Genomic DNA, 22,980 nt, shown 5'->3' on the forward strand with positions numbered 1-22,980 from the left:
AATGAGAATAAAAACCATAGAAAAATTATGCTGTCCGTTTGACAAATCAGATTTAAATTTAACCATCATTTCACAGGATGAAACCGAAAATATTATGGAAGGGTTACTGGTCTGCGACAATTGTAAAAGAGTCTACCCCATCATCAGCGGAATCCCGATTATGTCACCTGACGAGTACCGTGAATTTAAGCTTGAACAACCCGTTTTAGAACGCTGGGAAAAACATTTGGAAGGTAAAAAAGTGGAGAATTTCAGGCTGATTTCGTAACGATAACAGCAATAGATAATTTCAAAATGCTGAAAGTTTAGAATTTCGTAAATTTGCCCCATGATAAAAATAGGCAACATAGAACTGCCGGAATTTCCGCTTTTGCTTGCACCAATGGAAGATGTGAGCGATCCGCCGTACAGAAGACTGTGCAAATTGCATGGTGCAGATATGATGTATTCAGAATTTATCTCTTCTGAAGGTTTGATTCGTGATGCGATGAAGAGCAGAAAGAAGCTGGATATTTTCGATTATGAGAGACCTGTAGGAATCCAGATTTTTGGTGGCGACGAGGAAGCAATGGCGATGTCTGCAAGAATTGTAGAGACCGTAAACCCTGATTTGGTGGATATCAATTTTGGCTGTCCTGTAAAAAAAGTGGTTTGTAAAGGTGCTGGAGCCGGAGTTTTGAAAGATGTTGATATGATGGTTCGTCTGACGAAGGCTGTGGTAAGTTCGACAAGCCTTCCTGTGACCGTAAAAACCCGCTTGGGATGGGACAGCAATTCTATCAACATTGATGAAGTGGCAGAACGTCTTCAGGATACCGGTATCAAAGCGCTGACTATTCACGCACGAACCCGCGGACAGATGTATAAAGGTGAAGCCGACTGGGAACACATCTCAAGAATTAAGCAAAACCCGAATATCGAAATTCCTATCTTTGGAAACGGTGACATCGATTCGCCGGAAAAAGCTTTAGAATATAAAAATAAATACGCCTGCGACGGAATTATGATTGGCCGTGCTGCCATCGGTTATCCATGGATTTTTAATGAAATCAAACATTTCTTTGCGACGGGTGAACATTTGGATGCACCAACCATTTCAGACCGACTTTTAGCAGTTCGTCAACACGCAGAATGGAGCGCAGAATGGAAAGGTGAAAAATTGGGATTAATCGAAATGAGACAGCATTACAGCAATTATTTCAGAGGAATTCCGCACTTTAAAGATTTCAGAAGAAAGTTTCTGGAAGTTTATTCTTTAGTAGAAATGGACGAAGTAATTAAAGAAACGCAAGGATTTTACGAGGAATATCAGGCGCAGGTTTGATATTGAGGTTAAGGATAAGATTTTAGTTTAATTTAAACATTAAGGTTTATTAAGAAGTTTAGGATAGTTAAGTTGAGCTTCGCTTTAAGCATCATGCTGAATTTAAATCTTTTTGATTTGCTTAATAAAACTTAACTTCTTAAATCATTCTTAATGGTTCAAAACAGAGATAAAAGAAAACCCATCAAAATTTTGATGGGTTTGTTTATTTTAGGCTGGTAAAACTACTATTTTTTAATATCAGTTTTCACATCCTGATATGTTTTGTCTACTGCTTTCGCTCCTTTCTTTGCTGTTTTTTCAGTCCATTTTGCTCCTTGTTTAACACCTTTTTCAGTGGCATTGGCTCCTTTTTTGGCTGTTTCCCCTGTCCATTTTGCTCCTTTCTGAATGCCTTTTTTAGTAGCTTGGGCACCTTTCTTGGCAGTATTTCCTACAGTTTTGGCGTCTTGTTTTACTGTTTCTTTTACGGTTTGCGTTTCTTGTGCACTTGCTGCAAATGAGATCATTAAAACGGCCAGTATTGAAATTACTTTTTTCATTGTATTTAAAAATTTAGATTATAATTATTACTTTTTCTATTTAAAATCAAATTCTTCACATTCGTTTTCCGATCAAATATGATTGCTTAGAAATTATTTCAAATAATAGTACTAAAACCCTGCCAGCATTTAAAACGCCGACAGGGTTGAACATAAGTAATCGAAAATAGTAAATAACAAACCCATCAGAATTTTGATGGGTTTGTTATTTTAATATCCTTCCGTAGAAGATTCATTTTTAATTAAAGCCAAAGCTGAGGAAGTTCCTATCCGTTTGACACCGAGATTGATCATCTTTTCGGCATCTTCGGGAGTTCGTACTCCGCCTGCTGCTTTTACAGGAAGTTTTCCGGCATTGTCGAGCATTATTTTAATGCCTTCAAATGTTGCTCCGTTTGGCTTTCCGTCTTCGGTTTCGTAAAAACCTGTGGAAGATTTCACGAAAATTTTAGACAAATCATTTTCAGAAAAATTTTCTTCTGCCCAAGTTGAAATATTTTTAGTCAAATCCGCAATCTGCTCATCTCTTAAAGCCGCAATCTCAATGATCCATTTGGCAACTTTATGATGATCCATACACAGTTTTGTGCATCGCAAAAATTCATCTTTTACTAAATCTAAATTTCCTTTCAGATACGCAGAATAATTGATTACGAAATCTAATTCGTCTGCACCGTCATTAATGGCTTTCGTGGCTTCTGCCAATTTTTCATCAACAGAATAAGTCCCTTCATGAAAACCAATCACAGTTCCTACAACAACCTTTGATTTTTTTTGCTGAATATATTTCTTGATATCCGAAACGTAATCGGGACGAATCATCACTGCAAAAATATTATTATCAATAGCAACCTGCGCAAGATCTTTGTCTGTCTGTAAAGTTTCTTCCTCCGAAAGACCCGATTGAGAAGGTGTTTTCAGATACGTTGAATCCAGATATTGAGCAATATTCATGGCAACTTATACTTTCAGTTGTCTGTAAATTCCCTGTTCAAGAGAAATGAAAGTTTCTGTTCTTGTAACACCTTTCATTTTCTGAAGCTTATTTAAAATTTCCATCAAATGATCGTTGTCTTTGCATAAAACTTTAAGGAAAATTGTGTAATTTCCTGTGGTATAATGGGCTTCTACCACTTCATTTACTTCTTTCAATGATTTTACGACATCATTATAATGGCTTGGCTGATCAAGGAACATTCCGATATAAGAAACTACTTTATATCCGATTTTTCTTGGATTAAGGAATGAAATAGAGTTTTCTATTACTCCTGCATGTTCCAGTTTTTTAATTCTTTGGTGTACAGCTGTAGTTGAAATTCCTACCTGCTTTGAAATGAAAGCCAATGAACTTTTGGCATTATCCATCAACATATAAATAATTTCTTTATCTAATGGGTCTAAGTGATAGCTTGTACTTGTTGAGTTTTTCATCGTTGATTAATTACTTTTTATATTGTCATTTATTTCTTTAATACTACAAAGACAGGAAAATGATCGCTGTAACCTCCCAAATAGCGGGTTCCTGCATAGGTTCTGAATGGTCTTTCATTAAACATTTTGTTGCGGCTTCTCAACTTTTCCGGTTTGAAGATTCTTGCATCATAAAAAGACAGAAGACGGTCATGTTCAAAAAAAGACTGTGATAATAAGATCTGATCAAACAAGAGACCAGATTTGTAGTGAAAGGCAGAGTAATTCTTGGTAGAATAAAGCTCTTGAAAAGGGTTTTGCAAAACCTTCTGATGTGCATCATCGAAAAGAATCTTCACTAAATATTCATCATCCGGATTTTCATTAAAATCCCCGCACAAAATTACATTTTCTTTCTCTACATTCACGATCTGAAGAATCCTGTTTCTGATCTCGCCCAAAATATAATTCCGTTTTGGCTGATTGATATCTTTCTCCCTTTTTGAAGGAAGATGCGCCACAAAAACATTGATGATCTCTTCCTTATATTTTACTTTTGAAAACAAAACATCTCTTGTAGTGTCATAGTTTTCGGGATTATTATCCAGTATTTCAAAAAAGAAAGTGATCGCTTCAGAATCTATAATTTCAATTTTAGATTTGTCATACAACAGAGCAACGTCTACTTTTCTTTCGTCCATCGAATTGTAATGTACAATGCCATATTGTGAATTGAACGGGCTCATCTGCACAAGATCTTCCAAAACTTTTCTTCCGGAGATCTCAGAAAGGCCAATCATACAGGGCAAAATACCTGTCTCTTCCTTCATCAGCTGAAAAACGTGAGAAATCTTAAATAATTTATCTCTGTATTTCCTTTCGTCCCAGTTTCTGAGTCCCGATTTTGTGGGATCTAGCCTGTGATTAGAAGGAGGATCTGGCAAAAATAAGTTTTCTACATTATAAAAAGCAAATAATTCCATCTAACATTTTTCTATTGACAAGTCTAAAATTTTAATTTCAGAATGTAAATTTATCGTTTTTTTTAGTACCACGCTACATTTAATAATTAAATTTCCACATAAAAGGCATATAATTTACCATAATCGTAAGCTTGTGAATTTATTCTGATCAAAATTTTAATATATTTTAAATTATTTTCACAAAAAATTTTTCCCATCACAATGTGAAATACAACTAATACCGTGTTTGTAACCGATTACATCTGTTATTTTTTCACTATAAATAATCTTTTAATGCAATAAATCAGGTCTCTTTTCCTGAGTGATTCTCACCGCTTCATCGTGTCTCCATTCTTCGATTTTCGCAGAATTTCCGCTTAAAAGAATTTTTGGAACTTCTAATCCTTTATAAGATTCAGGTCTTGTATAAATCGGTGGTGACAAAAGATCATCCTGAAAACTATCCGTCAAAGCACTTTGTTCGTCGTTCAAAACTCCCGGAAGCAAACGAATGATAGAATCTGCCAAAACACAAGCAGCCAATTCACCCCCCGTCAATACATAATCTCCTATCGAAATTTCTTTTGTGATATGCAGATCTCTTAATCTCTGATCAATACCTTTATAGTGTCCGCAAAGGAAAATCAAATTATTTTTTATAGAAAGTGTGTTTGCAATTTTCTGGTTTAAAGTAACTCCGTCCGGCGTCAAATAAATGACCTCATCATATTCTCTCTGAGATTTCAGTTCTGAAATACATTTATCAATAGGCTCAATCATCATTACCATTCCCGCTCCGCCACCGTAAGGTTCGTCATCAATTTGCCTGTGTTTATTGATCGACCAGTCTCTCAACTGGTGAAAGTGTACCTCTACCAAACCTTTATCAACTGCTCTTTTCAAAATAGAAGTCCTGAACGGACTTTCCATCAGTTCGGGTAACACACTTATTATATCAATTCTCATTGTTCCGTATTATTTTTCTTATTGGGCGAAATAATCAGTCGTAAGGATGAATCTTTGTTAAAATAACTCCACATCCAGTTAAAAAATATCGCCAGTTTATTTCGAACGCTCAAAATAAGCATTAAATGTAAAAACATCCAAAAATACCAAGCTAAAAATCCCTGAAATTTTATAAAAGGTAAATCTACCACCGCTCTGTGTTTTCCAATCGTTGCTAATGAGCCTTTATCTTTATACTCATATTCTTCCCACTCACTGATGTTTTTCTTCAAAAAGTTTTTGCCTAAATTTTTTGCCTGATTGATTGCAACATTGGCAACCTGCGGATGACCTTGAGGATATTTCGGAGTTTCCATGTAAGCAATATCACCTAAAGCGTAAATATTGTCATAACCTTTCACTTTATTAAAACGATCAACAATGTATCTGTTTTTCATTAATTTTTCGGCAGGAAAACCATCAACTACATTCCCGACAACTCCTGCTGCCCAAATTACGTTATTTGATGGAATCTGTTTTCCGCTTTTCAGAAAAACTTTGTCACCGTCATAATCTGTAACATATTCTCCACTCATGAAATTAACTCCAAGTTCTTTCAGATATTGTTCAGATTTTTGTTGAGCTTCAGGACTCATTACCGCCAAAGGTTTTTCTGTGGAGCTTACAAGATTGATTTTAAGATTATCAAAATTCATGTAAGGATAATCTCTTGGGAGAATTTCTTTTTTCATTTCAGAAAAAGCACCCGCCAATTCTACTCCGGTTGGTCCGCTTCCTACGATCACGATATTCCAGTTTCCGTCGTCGCTTCGGCTTTTTTCCAGAATTAATTTTTCAAAAGTCAGTAAAACATGGTTTCTGATACCGATCGCTTCCTGCGTATTTTTCATCCCGAAAGCTTTACTTTCAAGATCTTTATTTCCAAAGAAGTTGGTTTTACAACCTGTAGCAATAATTAATTTATCATAAGTAAATTCTGCCTCGTCCGTAATAACTTTATTTTGGGAAGGAATAATCTCTTTAACTTCCGTCAAACGAAACTGCGTATTTCTGGAATTCTGAAAGATTTTTCGGAAGGGAAAAGAAATATTGGAAGGTTCGATTCTACCACAAGCAACCTGGTAAAACAGCGGCTGAAACATGTGATGGTTTACTTTATCTAAAACAATTACTTTTTTGTTTTTGTTGTTTAATGTTTTCGCAAGCTGCAGCCCCGCAAAACCTCCTCCGATAATGATGATCTTTTCGCGTGTTTCCATAATACACAAATTTACTGATTTTATTGATTAGTACAGGACAATGTAACCGCAAAAGCAACAAAAGATTATAAAACTATTAAGAATTTCAAAAGCAAACAATATGGATATTCAAATTAGTGATTCAACATTTTGCCAACTTTCGATTTCCTTTTATTTAAATAATTTCTTTTGCACCTTTTGCGGTAAAAAATCATTATCTATTTTTCTAAATTTTATTTAGCATTTTATGGCTTAAAAAGTTAGTTTTGCAAAACCTTATGACCGGGAAAAAGTACACCAAAAAAACTGCCAAAAGCATCCATAAAACACGACGCAAGAATTATTTTTTCCGTCGCAAAATCCTTTTGGGAATACTGATCATTGCACTTATCGGAACAGGTTTATACTTAAAGCAATCAATCAGTTACTATTATGCTTTATATTTTAATAAATTCTCTCATAAAAAGCTTCATAATAACGAAACCGAAACTTTAAGAATTCAGAAAATTCTAAGCAATAATCTTGATAAAACATATGGTTTTGATATTTCCCATTATCAGAATAAAGAAGATATCAGTTGGGACAGTCTGAGCATTGGCAACAAAACCATTCCGCTGGAGTTTGTTGTAATGCGGGCAACAATGGGAAACCGAAGCGCAGACAAACATTTTGACGAATTCTGGCAACAGGCACAGAAACATAAATTAATTCGTGGAGCTTATCATTTTTACAGAGCAGATGAAGATCCGATCATTCAGGCAAATAATTTCCTTGAAAACGTAAAGCTTGAAAGTGGTGATCTTCCGCCGATTTTAGATATTGAAAAAATTCCCAGAAGAAAATCGAATAAAAAACTGGTTGAAGATCTGAAAATCTGGTGCAAAATTGTAGAAGAAACGTATGGCGAAAAACCAATCATTTACACTTATTACCATTATTACAAAGACTTTCTGAAAGGTGAATTTGATGATTATCCGCTTTGGCTGGCCAATTACAATGATGTTCCTACTCCGTCTCCAGATGATGATTGGGATTTTTGGCAGTTCAGCGAAAACGGAATCGTTTACGGAATCAATACCAAAGTAGATTTAGACGTTTATAACGGTGGACTTTGGTCTCTGAAAAGTTTGACTATCGACTGATTACTTCTTCAGAAATTCAATTATATCTTTATTGAGTTCATCTGCATTTTCAAAAGGAATCATGTGAGTGGCATCTTTGTAAATTTTTAGCTTAGCATTTGGAATTTGCGTTGCCAATAATTTAGAATGTTCAGGTTTAATTACATCTTTCTCTCCGGCAATCACCAAAACTTCAGATTGAATTTTGTTTAAATCTTTATTTGAAATATTCGGCTCTTTTAGCATTAATTTCAGCAGTCTCGTTTCATTAAATTTTTCCGGTTTATTTTCAAAATGCATTGCTTTCAAACTTAATTTGAATTTACTTATTAATTCGTCATCTACTCCATTTACAAAAGCGTTTGCTCCGATAGTAATTAATTTATTTAAATTTTCAGGATATTTCAACGCAAACTCCAATCCGGTATTTCCACCATCGCTCCAACCCGCGATATTTACTTTTTTTAGTCCCAAATTATCTACTAAAGCTTTCATATCATCGGCAAAAATTTTATAATTAAAATCCTTTTGAGTTCTATCAATGCTTTTCCCCTGCGCTCTGGTATCAACGACAATCACTTTAAAATACTTCGAAAGCTCAGGAATCTGCTGATAAAAATCTCTGATACTACCTGAATTTCCATGGAGTAAAAGTAAAGGCTCACCTTCACCATAAGTTTCATAATATAAATCGGCATCTTTCAGTTTTAAAACTTTGCCTGAAGATGCGTTTTTCCCATAAATAGATTGTTCGGCTTCCATGTGATATTTGCTTACATCGTAAAAAAGATTTGACAGATTATTATCAGCTTCATTATCATCCTGAATTTCATTTTTCCCGTTTTTATCGACTTTTACATCAATATTGATTGCCGGTGCCGCGATGGTCATTTTTTTCCAGTCACCGTAAAATTTTCTCAGATAACCTGTTCTGAAAAGAGCGGCACTGATATTCAGCTTTCCCTCAAATTCCTTTAAAAACTGAATTCCGACAAAAAATCTACCTTGAACCCAAATATTTGTGTCATTCACATCTAAAGTAAATGTGTCATCTACAATTTTATCTTTTGTCAGTTCAACAGTAATTTCTTCATCAAGGATACTTTCTCCAGGCAAGCCGTTCTTCTCGTTATAAATTGTATAACGCATGATTACTGGTCGATCCGCCGTGATGCTTGCAATATTCAGGTGAATGTTTTTAATCTTCGATTTTTTACTGGCTTTAAATTCTAAAGCTGTTTCTCCAAGGAAATCTTCCTTGCTGAACAAAGGATTTACCGAATACATAACACTTTTCGTTTTCGTGTTTACTCCCCAGTTTTTATCAACTAATTTTTTAGGTGTAATCTTTACCTCCTGAATATTTTTGAATTTTTCTTTTAAAAAGATGTTTTTATCACTTTGTTTCAGGAAATTCTGCACGGATTCTGTGTAGGCTTCGTAACCAGCAACATCTATTTTCACCTTCGCTGACGGATTCACATTGGAAAGATCTATTGAAAACTTCCCTTTCTCGTCACTGATAATTCCGATATTTTCTTTTTCAACACCCACTTTCACATAAGGAATCGGCGTGTTTTCTTCTTTAGACAGAACAGTTCCGGAAATTACCTGAGCATACGGTAAAAATGCAATTAGTAACAGAATTAAAATATTGAGTTTCTTCATAATAAAAGTTTGATGCAAAAATCATTATTTGAATATGAAAACCGTCTTAATATCTTATTAAATTTAAAGCTGCTTTAGTTAAAAATTATAAAAAATCACATCAAAGTGAGCACCTCAATTAAAATCACTTAAATGGTTTTCTCTGAATCCATTCTACAACAGGATTTAAAGAGGTGAAAATCCTCTCCATGAAAAGATTAATCAGAGAATTATTATGTCTAATCAATCCGAAAATTTCGACCGGTTGAGCGCCGATTGTCGATTTGATTTCCAGGGCAGTTCTTCCAAAAATAATTCGGTGAAATTTTTCATTAATTCCAAATGCAACCATATCCAAAAGCATGTTCAGGTAGATTTGTTTTTCTTTTTGAAGATCTTTGCTATAGCCCAAAAAATAAGTATCAATATCTTTGTTATTGAGAATTAGAGTGTAAAAACCAATGAGTTTTTCATTTAGATAATATCCAAAAACTTTAAAATTTTCTTCTAAAGATTCTTTCATGCTTTCAAAATGGTTTTCAGCCAGAAAAAAAGTATTAAAAGGAGCATTTTCAGCAACATTTTGATATAACACATTCATTTCTTTCCGATGATTCTGGATGTCGTCAAAATTCATTTCAGATTTTTCAATTCCGATTATTTTTTTCTTTGCAGATTTGGCCCTTGTTCTGTATTTAGTTGAAAAAGCGTTGAGATAATCTTCGAAAGTGAGCCAATCTTCTTTTAATCTTAAAATCATATTCGGCTGAACGGAAAATCTGAAAAATGATTTATGATTTCTTCCCTGAAAATATTTAACAAAACTCGCCTGATAATCTTTATAAATAATCAATGAAGTTTTACCTTCCTGCTTCTGCATTTCCTGAACAGCTTCATCCAAAATCGGAATTACATGATCAATAGTAATTTTCGAGGCATCAAAATAAAATCCGTTTTGTCCGGTTAACATATTGTTTCCCAGAATCATCACATTTTTAGTAAATTTTTTTGCAACAAAATTTTTCACGTCACAAAAAGCTTCATCCTTCTGAAAAGTTTTATGCTGAATAAAATTTAGATATTGAAACAAAGCGCCCCCAATCAATTCATCGGCTGAGAAAAATGCCACGTAAAAACACTTCATATTTTCGGGACATGAAGTTTCTAAAGTCCTGAAATACTCTTTTGACAACATAATATTATGCTGTCCGATGACATCATTCCAATTAGAAGGAATTTGTGACGAAGATTGATATTTTTTGAAAGTGTAAGACATAAAAAAGGCCACAAATGTAGCCTTATAATTTAGATTTGAAATTTTTTATTTTTGAGTTACCCAATTGAAACCATCTATTGCATACCAACCGCATATAATTCCTCCCATAATAGTAATTGTAAACGTCCAATATGCAGCATTAATCAATGCATATTTCCAGGATTTTCTCTCAAACATGGCATTGATTGAAATTAAAGGAAGCACAAAGAAAACTCCTGTGATAAACGAATGCAAAGCACCATGACCAAAAGATCTGTAAGCAGTTCCGTAATCGTGCATAAATGCAGTGAATGACGGTTTTGCCAAATCAGGATCACCTCCTACCATTCCTACTGCTCCAAACTGATGAATAGTAACAAACTGTAAAAAGAATCCCATCAGAATTGACAAAACAATTGACGAAATGATGATCAATCCCATATTTGCACCTCTCATTTTATCTTCAGACAATCCAGCTTCTCTCATCCAAATTTTTCCGAAAACCTTTGGGTTATACCAAATAAATCCCGTCAATAAAGGCACTAATGCAGCAAATAATATTGCTAAAAAGTTAATTTGTATCATAATTTTAGTTTTTTGTTTATGTTTTCAAATCTACATTAAAAAAGTTTACGTTTATATATTTATCACTTAAAAGGTTTAATATTTCGTATTTTTGCACCACAAAATTTGGATATCAATGAATTACGTTGCGGCAGAGAATCTTACAAAATCTTACGGGATAAAAACTTTATTTAAAAACATTTCTTTCAACATCAATGAAGGCGACAAAATTGCCATTGTTGCCAAAAACGGAAGCGGAAAATCTACTCTGCTGAAAATTTTAATGGGAAAAGAAATTGCAGACAGCGGCTCTGTGATCATTAATAAAGACATCCAAGTGGTTTTGTTTGATCAGGAAATTGATTTTGAATCTGATCTGACGATTGAAGAATTTATGATGACTTTAGATTCTGCTCCCATTTTGGCTTTGAAAAAATATCATCACGCATTGCTGTCGGGAAATCCGGATGAAATGGAAACTGCATTAGCTGAAATGGAGATTCACAAAGCATGGGATCTTGAAAATGAAATGAGCCAGATTCTTTCTCAGCTTAAAATTACAGACTTGACCGCCAAAATGGGAATGCTTTCCGGTGGACAAATAAAACGTGTTGCATTGGCTAAACTTTTAACAGAAACCAGAGCAGAACATCGTCACACACTTCTGATTATGGATGAGCCAACCAACCACCTTGATGTGGAAATGGTAGAATGGCTTGAAAGCTATTTAAATAAAGCAAAAATCACCCTTCTTCTTGTAACTCACGACCGTTATTTTCTTGATGCAGTCTGTGGAATTATCTGGGAAATGGAAGATCAGAATCTGTATTTCCACAATGGTTCTTATGCTACTTATCTTGAAAACAAGATGATTCGTGAGGATAATATGAACTCGACCATCGACAAAGCACAAAATCTTTACAGAAAAGAATTGGAATGGATGCGCAGACAGCCGAAAGCGAGAACTACCAAATCGAAATCTCGACAGGACGACTTCTACGAAACTGAAAAAGTAGCCAAAACCGATACCCGAAAAGAAACTTTGGAACTTGATTTTGAAATGAAAAGATTGGGTAACAAAATTCTTGAGCTGAAAGATATTTCTAAAAGTTACGGTGATAAATTATTACTAAAAGATTTCAGTTATTCATTTCAAAGAGGTGAAAAAGTTGGAATTGTAGGAAAAAACGGAGCTGGAAAATCTACTTTATTAAATATTATTCAAGGGTTTGAGCCGAAAGATTCCGGAGAAATTGAAACGGGAGAGACGATCAAATTCGGATATTTTTCTCAGAAAGGTTTAAAATATAAAGAGGAAGAACGAGTAATTGATTTCATCAAAGATATTTCTGAAAACTTTCCTTTAGCGAACGGAAAAACAATTTCGGCATCGCAGTTTTTAAGATTGTTTTTATTTGATGACCAAACGCAATATTCGCCGATTTCTAAACTTTCTGGTGGAGAAAAAAGAAGACTGCATTTGATGTATATTCTGTATCAAAATCCGAACTTTTTGATTTTCGATGAGCCTACAAACGATCTTGACCTTCCTACTTTGACGGTTTTGGAAAATTTCCTTTTAAACTTTCAGGGAAGTTTGATTATCGTTTCCCACGACAGATATTTTATGGACAGAATTGTTGACCATATTTTAGCTTTTGAAGGTGAAGGAAAAATAAAAGATTTTATCGGAAATTTCTCAGAATACAGAGAAAATAAGAAGATGGAAGATGGAAATAAAAAGTCAGAAGATGGAAGCAAGAAGCAGGAAACAACTAACCAAAAAACTGAAGTTTCTATAAAAGCAGAAGCTGTTGTCCCATCTCAAAGCATACCACTTCCAACTAAGAAAAAACTATCTTTCAAAGAACAGCGCGAATTGGAAACTATTGAAAAAGAAATTCCTGAATTTGAGGGAAAAAGAGCTGCAATATTAGAGCAACTAAACAACGAAACAGAATACGAGAAAATTGCAAAACTCTCTGCAGAACTGGAAAGTCTTTCTGAAAAACTCGAAAATCATGAAATGAGATGGCTTGAACTTCAGGACTAATCAAAATTTAATTATAAAAAAAATAGCTGTTTGATTTCCGAACAGCTATTTTTTTATGATGTCATAAAGAATTATTTATTTTTAATCATTGTAGAAATACTGTACAATAGAAAAGCTGTTCCCAAAATAAGAAAACCATATTTCAGATACATATTGTCATTGACCAAAGTCAGACCTATTCCTACAAACAAAAGACCGATCACTGTAAAACTTGAAGTTCTTTTTTTCATATTTTTTTTAATTTAAGTCTAAAACTTTTCCTTTTTTAGAACTTTCCAGAGCTGCTTCGATGATTTTCATGTTTTGAACGACTTCATTTCCTAAAGAAGGTAAAGCATACCCAAAAACAATATGCTCATAGATTTGCTGGTAATAGTTCATATAATTTCCCGGTTTGCTTGAGGTTAAAACTCTTTCAGATTTAGAATTTTCATTTGAATAAATTAAAATTCCGTCAGATTCCGTCAATGGTTTCATCCAGTCTTTTCCATAAATTGGAATTGCTCCAGTTGCCAATTCGTTTTCCTGATCATCGGTTCGTTCTTGCAAAAAGCTTCCTTTATCTCCGAAAATTTTGTAGGCAAAATGATCTTCTTTTGTGAATACTGATGATTTTAATCTTACTCTTAAATCATTTTTATAATAAAGTAAAATTTCAAAATAATCATTGGCAAACTCCTCTCCTTTCATCGAAAATATGTCTGCAAAAAGTTTTTCAGGAAAACCAAAAAATTGCGTTGCCTGATCTACCAGATGCGAACCTAAATCATGAACTGATCCTGAACCGTTTAATTCGGGATTTTCTTTATGTTGTTTTGCACTTGGCTCAGTTCTGAATCGGTCAAAACGGATTTCAACTTCTTTGATATTTCCCAATTTTCCTTCTGAAATAATTTTCTGTACCTGAAGATAATCACGATCAAATCTTCTGTTTTGATAAACACTTAGAAAAAGATTTTTAGATTCAGCCAATCTTACCAATTCTTCAGCTTCTGCAACATTTACTGTGAACGGTTTTTCTACAATGATATTTTTTCCTGCTTCCAAAGCCATTTTTGCATATTCAAAATGGGTCTGAACCGGAGTATTGACAACAACCACATCAATATCTGAATTCTGAAGCATTTCTTCTACTGAACGATAAATTATAGCATCCGGATATTTTTCTTTTGATTCTTCTTTAGACCTTTCAACAATCGCCGACATAAAAAATCCGGGATGTTCATTTAAAAATGGCGCATGAAAAATTTTTCCACTCATTCCAAAGGCGCAAAGACCCACTTTTACCAATTGCATATTTTTAATTTTAAACAAATATATTTATAAAAAATTCTTTTTCACAGATTACAGCATTAATACCAATATTAGTTTATGTTTTGTATATGATAAAAATCAGAATATTTATTTTTATTAATTCTAAATAACAAAAGACTATTACTTACTTTTGCGGTATTATTTAAATCCATTCCAAATAAAGTAAAATGAAGAGAACTCTAATCTCGTTAAGTCTTTTGGCAATTACAACATCTGTAAGTGCACAAACGAAAAAAACTTCCGAATCTGACACCATCAGAATTCAAAGTATTGAAGATGTAAACCTTCACAAAACTGGAAATCCGAATACTGCAAAGCCAGCAACGACAAAATCGAATCTTACGGTTATGGAAAATCCACAGGCGATTTCTATTGTTACCCATGAGATTATCGAGCAGCAACAGGCAAAACAATTGAGTGATGTTCTTCAGAATGTCAACGGAGTGTATCTTACTTCCGCAAGAGGAGGTTCTCAGGACAGTTTCGGAGGTCGTGGTTTTATTTTTGGAAACGATAATATCTATAAAAACGGAGCAAGAGTTAACAGCGGAGTTTTCCCTGAAGTCACCGGTCTGGAAAGAGTAGAAGTTTTGAAAGGAGCTACTGCAATGCTTTACGGAAATGCTGCAGCGGGAGGAATCATTAATTTAGTAACAAAAAAGCCTAAATTTAATTTTGGAGGAAGTGTCGGAATGAACGCAGGAAGCTGGAATTCTTACAAGCCAATGGTTGATGTTTACGGACCGATTTCAAAAAATGTTGCTTTCAGAATTAACGGAACTTACGAATATGCTGAAAGTTTCAGAGATGTTGTAAAGTCTGAAAAATATTATTTTAATCCTTCATTTTTATTCAATTTAGGAGAAAAATCTCAATTGATTGTTGAAGCTGATTATCTTAAAAATGACCTGACTCCAGACTTTGGTATTGGATCAATTACCGACAGAGATCAAAGCTACTCGCTTATTGACTGGTTACCCAGAAATACATTTTTTGGTACCGACTGGCAATATCAAAACGTTCAACAAGCTTCAACGAATGTAACATTTAATCATCAAATCAATGATAAATGGACATTTAATGCTTCTACATCATATCAAAATTACACTAAAGATTATTTCTCAACAGAACGTGTACAATGGGCATATGCAAATGCAGCTGCTACAAGATTATCCTGGAATACACCATTGAACAAAACTTATAATGAACAAAATTATGGTTCTGTACAGGTGAATGTAAACGGAGAATTCAATACAGGAAAAATCAGTCATAAAGTATTGATCGGTGCAGATGCAGATTATGGTCAGTCAGACGCAAATGCTTATAATTTGCTACAAGCACCAACCAACATATTATATTTGGATGACCCAAGTTCTTGGGATAATGGAAGTTTAGCAATGCCTGACTCAAACTTAAATACCAAAACAAGGACAACAGCAAGAAGAATTGGTGTCTATGCTCAGGATTTTATTAGTTTAACAAAAGAATTTAAAGTACTTGCAGGACTTCGTTGGTCATACATTGAAAATATGCCAAGTATTTTAACCCGTTTTACGGCAAACGAAAAATCTGAAGTTTTAGGCTCATCTACCTCAGACAATGCTTTCTCACCAAAAGTGGGATTCGTGTATATGCCAAATGATAATTTTTCGGCATTTGCAACATACACCAATTCGTTTGCAACCAATGCAGGTTATATGTCTGATCAGATCGCTAACTTAAATACTACCGGAACATTAGCACAAGTAAGAAGCAGAGTAAATGATTTGCCTAAACAGGGAATAAAACCTACCACTGTAGATCAATATGAAATAGGCGCTAAGAAAAATATCTGGAACAATGCTTTGGCTGTCAACGTCACTCTATATCAGATTTTATATCATAACTTTTATCAGAATTTTTTCTATGTTGATAATACAGGTTCCGTACAAACGCCTGATACAAACTTAAAGGAATTCGCAGGAAAAATGAGAAGCCGTGGTTTTGAAGTGGACGTTACAGGAAATCCTAACGAAAATATTTCGATCATTGGAGGCTTTTCCTACAACAATTCAGTTTATTTAGATACACCGGAAAAAGGATATGTAGAAAAACAAAGATTGGTAAGAACACCTGCAACTACAGCCAATGCATCAGTATTTTATAAATTCACAAACTACGTTCCAGGATTAAAAGCAGGAATCGGAGTTTACTATATCGGAGATAGAATTGCGGGTTGGAATGATTCAAAATCCACAAATATCACCAGAAAAGATGTTAGCAGAAGTTTTGAATTAAAAGATTACACAACCGTTTCTTTATCTTTAGGATACGACTGGAAAAAATTCTCATTACAAGGAAAAGTGGGTAACCTGTTTGATGTAGTCAACTACAACGTGCACGAAAACTATTCTGTAAATCCTATTACACCAAGAAATTACTACTTCACATTAACATACAGACTTTAGAATTTTATAACATTAATAATTTCTCAATTCAAAGTGGAAGTTGCATTTTTGCAGTTTCCACTTTTGAAATTTTAAAACGATAACAAATAATATATGGATAAGATCAAGGATACAAGAAGTTTTATGAGAATCACACACCGTTATTTGGGCTTTTTTCTGGCCGGAATTATGGCAGTTTATGCAATAAGTGGTGTGCTTTTAATTTATAGAGATACAGACTTCTTAAAAAAAGAAAACAAAATCGATAAAAAAATTGCAGTAAATCTTTCAGAAAAAGAACTTGGTAAAGAACTGAAGATAAAAAACTTTGAAGTCGAAAAAAGAGAAGGTGATATTTTAAAATTCAAACAAGGAACATATAATGCGGCAACAGGACAGGCAAAATATACTAAAAAAGAACTTCCTTTTGTGTTGGATAAAATGACGAAGCTTCACAAATCACAATCGAAAGATACATTATCGCCACTTAATGCATTTTTTGGTTTTGCACTTTTCTTCTTTGTGATCTCGAGTTTCTGGATGTTTAATCCTAAGACCAAAGCCTTCAAAAGAGGAATAAAATTTGCGATTGCAGGATTGGTAATTTCCATTATACTATTATTCATTTAATTATAATATCTGTAATAATTTTAGTTTAAATCTTATATTCTGATATTTATCACGTATTCATAAAATTGCTTTTAAATATCTTTCGTGGCACATTTATTGAATTTACTCGTTTATTAAATAATAAACATTAAATTTTAAACTTATGAAAAAGCTAATTTTTACAGGAATATTAGCTGTTGCAGGATTGACGGCTACAGCAAATGCACAAATTCAAGAAGGAAACTGGATGGTAGGTAGTAGCTTACTTTCTAGCAACTTTGGTTTAAATACAGGAGCAGGTTACGATATCAAACTTCAGCCAAGAGCTGCATATTTTATTAAAGATAACGTTGCATTAGGAGGTTACGTTACTTTAGGATTCTCTAAGCCGGGTGCAGGAGCATCAACACAATTTGATTACGGAGTTGGAGCTTTAGGACGTTATTACGTTTCACCAGGTGAAAAAGGTATTGATAATGTTTTGAACCACGGTAGATTCTTCTTAGAAGGTAACTTAGGTGTTGGAGGATTCAATGTTGAAAACGGAATTTCTACGACAGGTCTTGATTTTGGTGTAGGTCCTGGTTATTCTTACTTTATTACTCCAAACATTGGTGTTGAAGGTTTAGTAAAATACAACGGCGTTACAGGTTTTGGAAATGAAGGATTAACTTCTCAGATCAGCTTTAATGTTGGTTTCAGTATTTATTTACCATCATCTAAAGCAAAAGCAATTGCTAACGATGTGAAATAATTAATTATTTCATACAACATACAAAAGCGGCTCGGAAAAATTTCCTAGCCGCTTTTTCAAATTAAAACTAAACTATATATAATAAATAAAAAATCTAAGCCTACTTGTTGGGTTGAGGTGTATAACGTAAATATGGTTTGATCTCGTTGACTCCTTTCGGGAAAATATTTCTGGCATCTTCAGTTGTAATCGATGGCGGAATAATCACATCATCACCATCGTTCCAATTTGCAGGAGTCGCGATTTTGTGAGAATCTACCAACTGCAATGAGTCTAAAACTCTTAGAATTTCATTAAAATTTCTTCCTGTTGAAGCCGGATAAGTAATAATCAATCTCACTTTTTTAGCAGGATCAATAATTAATAATGAGCGAACAGTTGCAGTGAGAGAAGCATTCGGATGAATAAAATCATACAGCTCCGAAACTTTTTTATCTTTATCAGCAATAATCGGAAACTGAACATCTGTATTCTGAGTTTCGTTGATATCTTTGATCCAATTTTTATGATCTTCTACTCTATCAACGCTTAAAGCGATTACCTTTGTGTCTCTTTGGTCAAACTCTGATTTAAGTTTTGAGGTATAACCTAATTCAGTAGTACAAACCGGAGTATAATCTGCGGGGTGAGAAAATAAAATTCCCCACGAATCTCCTAGATATTCATAAAAATCAATATTTCCGGCAGTAGAGTCTGCCTGAAAGTTGGGTGCGGTATCTCCTAGTTTGATTGACATAATATTTTGTTCTTATTAGTCTACAAATTTAATAGACTTTTTGTTACTGGCAAAATTTTTGCTTAGAAATTAATTTAAAATTTTAAAATACTTTTATGGATTACGGTTTAAGTTATGTTGATACAGTATATAAAGTTTTACAAAACTGGTACATCGCTTTTGCAAGACTCACTCCAAAGCTTGTTGTGGGAATTGCAGTCTTTCTATTTTTCTTATTTACCAGTAAATACCTGAGTATACTTGCCGTAAAAATAATGCATAAGCTTTTCCCTCAAAGTAAAAGAGAGGGATCTGTCATTACTATTATAGGAATTTTCAAATTCATTATTATAGTGATGGGATCATTCATTGCTTTGGAGATCATGGGATTCAGCGGTTTTCTTTGGAAATTTATCGGAAGTTTAGGAGTTGCAGGTGTGATTGCGGGTGTGGCTCTGAAGGATTTAGTTTCAAGTATATTTTCGGGAATGCTAATCGGAATCGACAAGGCATTTAAAGTCGGAGATTATATATCAATCGGAAATCACTCCGGAACGGTTCAGGATATTGGTTTTTTGACAACAAAACTAATTACTGACGACGGAAAAAAAGCCTATATTCCAAATCAGGTAATTTTTAATGCCCCTTTTTATAATATTACAGCTTCACCTCAGCGAAGAATTATTTTGGATTTTGAAATTCCTGCGGATGAAGATATTGTAAAAGCACAGGAAAGTATCAATCAGGTTATTTTAAGTCAGGAATATATTGATAAACAGGATAAAGTAGAAGTAATATTTACCAATCTGAAACAGGGAGTTTTCAATCTTCAAGTGAAATTCTGGATGAAAGTTGGCGAAAATCTTGGACATGTGAAGAGTGATATTTTAATGAAAATAAAAAGCAGTCTCGATGAAAACGGAATTCCTTTGGTAACTCCGACAAGTATTAATATTACCAATAACGGAACACTTGAACCTCTGAAAGAAAATACTGATTTATAAATTTCAATTTATACAAAAACAAAAAACCTTCCAAAAAGGAAGGTTTCATATTTAAAACTAAATTCTTTATTAGTTAGATAAAGAAGAAGCATGAATCAACATATCAACTAACTTGTTTGAGTAACCCATTTCGTTGTCATACCAAGAAACTAATTTCACAAAGTTAGGAGAAAGCATAATTCCAGCGTCTTTATCGAAGATTGAAGTTCTCTTATCTCCGATGAAATCCTGAGAAACTACAGCATCTTCAGTGTATCCAAGAATACCTTTCAATTCACCTTCAGAAGCAGCTTTGATTACAGCACAGATTTCGTCATAAGAAGCAGCTTTTTCGATTCTTACTGTTAAATCTACCACAGAAACGTCAACAGTTGGTACTCTGAAAGACATACCTGTTAATTTTCCGTTCAATGAAGGAATTACTTTTCCTACTGCTTTTGCAGCACCCGTAGAAGAAGGAATAATATTGTTTAAAGCAGCTCTACCACCTCTCCAGTCTTTTGCAGACGGTCCGTCAACAGTTTTCTGAGTTGCAGTTGTAGCATGTACAGTAGTCATCAAACCTTCTACGATTCCGAAGTTATCGTGAATTACTTTAGCTAAAGGAGCTAAACAGTTAGTCGTACAAGATGCATTTGATAATATTTTGATATCGTCAGTCAATTCTTTGTGGTTTACACCCATTACAAACATTGGCGTATCATCTTTAGAAGGAGCAGAAAGAATTACTTTCTTTGCACCAGCGTTGATGTGTGCTGTTGCACTTTCTTTATCTAAAAATAAACCAGTAGATTCTACGATGTAATCAGCACCGATCTCATTCCACTTTAAGTTATTTGGATCTCTCTCTGCAGTAACTCTGATTTTTTTACCATTTACCACAAGATCGTTACCTTCTACAGAAACTTCTCCCGGGAAAATACCATGTACAGAATCATACTTTAACATGTAAGCCATGTATTCTGCATTGATAAGGTCATTGATACCAACGACTTCGATGTTGTCTCTTTCAGTCATTGCTCTGAAAACAAGACGACCGATTCTACCAAACCCGTTAATACCTACTTTAATTGTTGACATAATTGTTTTGATTTATTTAATTATATAAAATATTAGATTGCTAAAATTTCTGAAATCAGTAACAGATCTTTATTGATTTCGTTGTGCTTTTTGATGGCTTCTTCGATTTCTGTATATACAATATCGTTGGAACGCATTCCGGCCATCACATTATTTTGTCCTTCCATCAATCCTACTACAGCACCATAACCCAATCTGCTTGCCAAAACTCTGTCGGCGCAACTTGGTGAACCTCCTCTCTGAATGTGACCCAATATCGCTACTCGGATGTCGTAATCAGGAAACTCAACTTTCGTCTGTTCGGCCAATTCGTAGATATTTGCAAGTTTTTCTCCTTCTGCAACAACTACAATACTTGATGCTTTTCCTGTTTTTTCGGCATTTCTGAAGTTGGCAAACAACTCATCCATACTGTCTTTTTTCTCAGGAATCAGAATATCCAAAGCTCCGGTTGCCAATCCACTGTTCAATGCAATAAAACCTGCGTCACGACCCATAACCTCAACAAAGAAAACTCTGTTGTGAGAAGTTGCTGTATCACGAATTTTATCAATAGCATCCATTGCGGTGTTTAAAGCCGTGTCGTAACCAATCGTGTTGTCTGTCCCAAAGATATCATTATCAATCGTCCCCGGAACACCGATTACTCTGATTCCGAATTCTTCATTAAAGATTTTAGCTCCCGTGAAAGTTCCGTCTCCACCAATGCACACCAACGCTTCAATTCCGTATTTTATGCAATTGTCATAAGCTTTCTGGCGACCTTCTTTGGTCATAAACTCTTTTGATCTGGCAGATTTTAGAATAGTTCCACCCTGGTTGATTATATTTTTTACAGAACGAGGTCCCATTTTAAGGAAATCATCGTGAATAAGACCATTGTAGCCTTCTCTCACTCCATAACATTCGATATTATAATAATTGGCAGTTCTTACAACCGCTCTTAATGCTGCGTTCATCCCCGGAGAGTCACCTCCCGAAGTAAGAACTGCAATTTTTTTTACAGCACTTTCTTTCATTTAGTAAAAAATTTCAAACACAAATTTACAAAAACAAGTTCAGATAACGGCAGTATCTTTACAATACTTTTCATCCTTTAGTATCCTGTAAATTAAAAGCAAATTGTTTGAGAAATAATTTACCTTTTACATTTATGAAACTCAAAGCTATATTTTACCAATTCTTTTCCGTTAAATACTTCCAATATCTTTTAGGAACATGTTGAATGTGCAATTTTAAATTTTTCCTTTCAACAATATTGGTTTTGAAAAAATACCTTTGCCAAAGTTTTTGATATTGATTTTCTTCATTATGAAACTTCTCTTGGTATTTATTTAAATCAAGTTTTTCTTCAGGATAAAAGAAATCGCAGGTTTCGAGATCGTAGAGAAGTCCGTAGTTTCTTCGTAAGTCATAAATCATCCATTTTTGATCCTGATAACGGTCTTTGAAATGTTTTCTAATTAATGGCAGTACATTGAAATCCGGATCGATTTTAGCAAAGAAAACCTCATCCTGCATTTTCTCAAACCTTACAAAAGCTGTCATCCTGTGTCGTTCGCGGCTTACAGATTTACAGATTTTCGCTATTCTTAAAATATCCTGATCTGCATAATTTTGGAGAATATTTTCTTTAGGATATTGAATGGATTGTTTTACTGCAGACAAAATGATTTGCTCTAAATCCGGTTCTTCCGATAAAAAGACTTTCATCAATTCATGAATCCCCGATTTCCCGATGTTTTCTTCCAATTTATTTAAAACTCTTTCCGATTTTGCTTCCTGAGTAATCACTTCATGAATTTTAGCAAAGATATTTTCCTGATGAAATCTTACCTTACTTACAATTTCTACATCTTTATACTTATACTCGAAAACTTCGAATATCGCAGTAAAAAGTCCGTCGAAACTTCCGTCGTAAAGTAAAGTAGTCATTTTGGGTTGGAATTATAAAGTTTGAGGGTTTGAGAGTTGTAGAGTATTAGTTTGAATGATT

The 22,980-nt window shown here is 34.1% G+C and carries 23 protein-coding genes; 8 read left to right on the forward strand and 15 right to left on the reverse strand.

Annotated features, from left to right (window positions below):
• Position 1: 1 nt before the first annotated feature.
• Together NZ698_RS12960 and dusB are read left to right on the forward strand one after the other, a co-directional pair.
• The gene (locus NZ698_RS12960) at positions 2-268 is read left to right on the forward strand and encodes a Trm112 family protein (RefSeq protein WP_263003577.1); all 267 of its coding nucleotides are present in this window, start codon (positions 2-4) and stop codon (positions 266-268) included.
• A 60-nt stretch (positions 269-328) separates the two neighbouring features.
• Positions 329-1,324, forward strand: coding sequence for a tRNA dihydrouridine synthase DusB (gene dusB / locus NZ698_RS12965; RefSeq protein WP_263003578.1), 996 nt, complete (start codon positions 329-331; stop codon positions 1,322-1,324).
• A gap of 227 nt (positions 1,325-1,551) precedes the next feature.
• On the opposite strand, the gene NZ698_RS12970 is transcribed toward dusB, so the two are convergent.
• From NZ698_RS12970 to NZ698_RS12995, 6 genes are all read right to left on the reverse strand, one after another.
• Entirely contained in the window at positions 1,552-1,866 is a 315-nt protein-coding gene (locus NZ698_RS12970) for a hypothetical protein (protein ID WP_263003579.1), read from the reverse strand.
• A 210-nt stretch (positions 1,867-2,076) separates the two neighbouring features.
• The gene (deoC, locus tag NZ698_RS12975) at positions 2,077-2,820 is read right to left on the reverse strand and encodes a deoxyribose-phosphate aldolase (protein WP_263003581.1); all 744 of its coding nucleotides are present in this window, start codon (positions 2,818-2,820) and stop codon (positions 2,077-2,079) included.
• A 6-nt stretch (positions 2,821-2,826) separates the two neighbouring features.
• Positions 2,827-3,297, reverse strand: coding sequence for an Lrp/AsnC ligand binding domain-containing protein (locus tag NZ698_RS12980; RefSeq protein WP_263003582.1), 471 nt, complete (start codon positions 3,295-3,297; stop codon positions 2,827-2,829).
• A gap of 29 nt (positions 3,298-3,326) precedes the next feature.
• Positions 3,327-4,259, reverse strand: coding sequence for an endonuclease/exonuclease/phosphatase family protein (locus NZ698_RS12985; protein WP_263003584.1), 933 nt, complete (start codon positions 4,257-4,259; stop codon positions 3,327-3,329).
• Between the two features lie 270 nt (positions 4,260-4,529).
• The gene (gene trmD, locus NZ698_RS12990; RefSeq protein WP_263003586.1) at positions 4,530-5,204 is read right to left on the reverse strand and encodes a tRNA (guanosine(37)-N1)-methyltransferase TrmD; all 675 of its coding nucleotides are present in this window, start codon (positions 5,202-5,204) and stop codon (positions 4,530-4,532) included.
• On the reverse strand, positions 5,201-6,463 hold the full coding sequence (locus tag NZ698_RS12995; protein WP_263003587.1) for an NAD(P)/FAD-dependent oxidoreductase: 1,263 nt from the start codon (positions 6,461-6,463) through the stop codon (positions 5,201-5,203). The genes trmD and NZ698_RS12995 overlap by 4 nt, the downstream gene beginning before the upstream one ends.
• 257 nt (positions 6,464-6,720) lie before the next feature.
• On the opposite strand from NZ698_RS12995, the gene NZ698_RS13000 reads away from it, so the two are divergent.
• A complete protein-coding gene (locus NZ698_RS13000) occupies positions 6,721-7,584 on the forward strand; it encodes a glycoside hydrolase family 25 protein (RefSeq protein WP_263003916.1) in 864 nt (287 codons plus the stop codon).
• On the opposite strand, the gene NZ698_RS13005 is transcribed toward NZ698_RS13000, so the two are convergent.
• The 3 genes from NZ698_RS13005 to NZ698_RS13015 all read right to left on the reverse strand — a co-directional run bounded on the left by NZ698_RS13005 (position 7,585) and on the right by NZ698_RS13015 (position 11,047).
• Positions 7,585-9,231: an alpha/beta fold hydrolase gene (locus NZ698_RS13005; RefSeq protein WP_263003589.1), complete on the reverse strand. Its 1,647-nt coding sequence runs from the start codon at positions 9,229-9,231 to the stop codon at positions 7,585-7,587.
• A 124-nt stretch (positions 9,232-9,355) separates the two neighbouring features.
• Positions 9,356-10,486, reverse strand: coding sequence for a peptidogalycan biosysnthesis protein (locus NZ698_RS13010; protein WP_263003590.1), 1,131 nt, complete (start codon positions 10,484-10,486; stop codon positions 9,356-9,358).
• A gap of 45 nt (positions 10,487-10,531) precedes the next feature.
• Positions 10,532-11,047 carry a DUF1761 domain-containing protein gene (locus NZ698_RS13015; protein ID WP_263003917.1) on the reverse strand — a complete coding sequence of 172 codons (516 nt, stop codon included), beginning with the start codon at positions 11,045-11,047 and terminating at the stop codon, positions 10,532-10,534.
• A 118-nt stretch (positions 11,048-11,165) separates the two neighbouring features.
• Here NZ698_RS13015 and NZ698_RS13020 point away from each other — a divergent pair, with 118 nt between their 5' ends.
• Positions 11,166-13,082: an ABC-F family ATP-binding cassette domain-containing protein gene (locus tag NZ698_RS13020; protein ID WP_263003592.1), complete on the forward strand. Its 1,917-nt coding sequence runs from the start codon at positions 11,166-11,168 to the stop codon at positions 13,080-13,082.
• A 71-nt stretch (positions 13,083-13,153) separates the two neighbouring features.
• Here NZ698_RS13020 and NZ698_RS13025 read toward each other — a convergent pair whose 3' ends face one another.
• Positions 13,154-13,312, reverse strand: a complete 159-nt coding sequence (locus NZ698_RS13025; RefSeq protein WP_263003594.1) for a hypothetical protein — start codon at positions 13,310-13,312, stop codon at positions 13,154-13,156.
• Between the two features lie 7 nt (positions 13,313-13,319).
• Positions 13,320-14,378 carry a Gfo/Idh/MocA family oxidoreductase gene (locus tag NZ698_RS13030; protein ID WP_263003596.1) on the reverse strand — a complete coding sequence of 353 codons (1,059 nt, stop codon included), beginning with the start codon at positions 14,376-14,378 and terminating at the stop codon, positions 13,320-13,322.
• A gap of 185 nt (positions 14,379-14,563) precedes the next feature.
• Between NZ698_RS13030 and NZ698_RS13035 the strand changes: the two genes are divergently transcribed.
• The 3 genes from NZ698_RS13035 (at position 14,564) to NZ698_RS13045 (ending at position 18,185) form a co-directional block, all read left to right on the forward strand.
• Complete coding sequence (locus tag NZ698_RS13035; protein WP_263003597.1) at positions 14,564-16,843, forward strand: TonB-dependent siderophore receptor; 2,280 nt, start codon at positions 14,564-14,566, stop codon at positions 16,841-16,843.
• A 93-nt stretch (positions 16,844-16,936) separates the two neighbouring features.
• Entirely contained in the window at positions 16,937-17,452 is a 516-nt protein-coding gene (locus NZ698_RS13040) for a hypothetical protein (protein ID WP_263003598.1), read from the forward strand.
• Positions 17,453-17,594: 142 nt separating this feature from the next.
• Positions 17,595-18,185, forward strand: a complete 591-nt coding sequence (locus NZ698_RS13045) for a hypothetical protein (RefSeq protein ID WP_263003600.1) — start codon at positions 17,595-17,597, stop codon at positions 18,183-18,185.
• A gap of 100 nt (positions 18,186-18,285) precedes the next feature.
• Here the strand turns inward: NZ698_RS13045 and NZ698_RS13050 are convergent, their stop codons facing one another.
• Positions 18,286-18,921: a peroxiredoxin gene (locus NZ698_RS13050; RefSeq protein ID WP_263003601.1), complete on the reverse strand. Its 636-nt coding sequence runs from the start codon at positions 18,919-18,921 to the stop codon at positions 18,286-18,288.
• Between the two features lie 95 nt (positions 18,922-19,016).
• Here NZ698_RS13050 and NZ698_RS13055 point away from each other — a divergent pair, with 95 nt between their 5' ends.
• A complete protein-coding gene (locus NZ698_RS13055) occupies positions 19,017-19,904 on the forward strand; it encodes a mechanosensitive ion channel family protein (protein WP_263003602.1) in 888 nt (295 codons plus the stop codon).
• Between the two features lie 69 nt (positions 19,905-19,973).
• Here the strand turns inward: NZ698_RS13055 and gap are convergent, their stop codons facing one another.
• From gap to NZ698_RS13070, 3 genes are all read right to left on the reverse strand, one after another.
• Entirely contained in the window at positions 19,974-20,984 is a 1,011-nt protein-coding gene (gene gap, locus NZ698_RS13060) for a type I glyceraldehyde-3-phosphate dehydrogenase (protein WP_263003603.1), read from the reverse strand.
• A gap of 32 nt (positions 20,985-21,016) precedes the next feature.
• Positions 21,017-22,003 carry a 6-phosphofructokinase gene (pfkA, locus tag NZ698_RS13065; protein ID WP_263003605.1) on the reverse strand — a complete coding sequence of 329 codons (987 nt, stop codon included), beginning with the start codon at positions 22,001-22,003 and terminating at the stop codon, positions 21,017-21,019.
• A gap of 154 nt (positions 22,004-22,157) precedes the next feature.
• Positions 22,158-22,919: a TIGR03915 family putative DNA repair protein gene (locus tag NZ698_RS13070; RefSeq protein ID WP_263003606.1), complete on the reverse strand. Its 762-nt coding sequence runs from the start codon at positions 22,917-22,919 to the stop codon at positions 22,158-22,160.
• Positions 22,920-22,980 lie beyond the last annotated feature (61 nt).

The organism is Chryseobacterium edaphi, assembly GCF_025628985.1.
In the GTDB taxonomy this organism is placed as follows: domain Bacteria; phylum Bacteroidota; class Bacteroidia; order Flavobacteriales; family Weeksellaceae; genus Chryseobacterium; species Chryseobacterium edaphi.